Origin of the sequence: Sphingomonas pituitosa NBRC 102491 (assembly GCF_001598435.1) — a bacterium.
GTDB lineage: Bacteria > Pseudomonadota > Alphaproteobacteria > Sphingomonadales > Sphingomonadaceae > Sphingomonas > Sphingomonas pituitosa.
The window spans coordinates 1-986 of record NZ_BCYY01000068.1 but is presented as its reverse complement, the minus strand read 5'-3'; the positions used below and the strand labels follow the sequence as shown (position 1 = coordinate 986).

The 986-nt window shown below is 66.6% G+C and carries 1 protein-coding gene; it reads left to right on the top strand.

The genetic code is table 11. The features are described from left to right. Positions 1 to 88: 88 nt before the first annotated feature. On the top strand, positions 89 to 986 hold an 898-nt coding region (locus tag SPI01S_RS21605; RefSeq protein WP_157084840.1), incomplete at its 3' end, for a HAMP domain-containing protein.

The window sequence follows — 986 nt, the reverse complement described above, 5'->3', positions numbered from 1 at the left end:
GTAGCGGCCGCCGCATGACCCCGCTGCGCCCTTTCCCCCTCGCACGGCCGACGTCGCCGATGCGCCCCCGCCTCGAGGATCGATGACCATGCGTGCAACCATCAAACTGAAACTGGGCGCCACCTTCGGCGTGCTGATCGCGCTGCTGCTCGCCGTGGTGGGCGTGGCCAGCACCCGGCTCGCCACGCTCAACGAGGCGACGACGAGCGTCATCAACGGCCCGGCCAGCCGGCTGGACGTCGCCGAGAGCATCGATGCCAAGCTCGGTTATGTCGTCCGTCAGGAAAAGAACATGACGATGACGGACGACAGCGCGCTGACCCGCAAGTTCGACGCCGATCTGATGAAGGGGCGCGGCGAAGTGCAGGCACTGATCGCCAAGGGCCTGTCCAATGCCACCGCGCAGGGCAAGCCGCTGTGGATGCAGATCGAGGCCAAGTACAACGAATATGTGCCGATCAACGAGGAGATCCGCGCCCTCGCCCTGGCCAACAAGAATGGCGAGGCAGCAAAGCTTTCGATGTCGCGGTCACGCGAAGTGGTGCTCGCGATCAGCGAGCTGGTCGGCCAGCTCGTCACCCTGTCCAAGACGCAGATGGCGCAGGCCGACAGCGACGCCAATGCGCTGTACGGCAGCGCCGCCGCCCTGCTGTACACCGTTGCCGGCCTGGCCTTCGCGATTGCCATGGGCAGCGCCTGGTGGATTTCGCGCACCGTTTCCCAGGGTCTGGCGCGCGTGTCGAGCGCCGTTACCGCTGTTGCCGAGGGCGACCTCAACCAGCGCGTGACCGTCCACACCAATGACGAGATCAAGGATCTGGTGGATACCGTCAATGCGATGGTCGACCGCCTGCGCGGCGTGATCGCCGATGCGACCGTCGCCTCGACCAACGTCTCTTCCGGCAGCCAGGAGCTGTCGTCGAGCGCCGAGCAGGTCTCGCAGGGCGCGACCGAGCAGGCCGCCGCCGCCGAGCAGGCATCGGCAT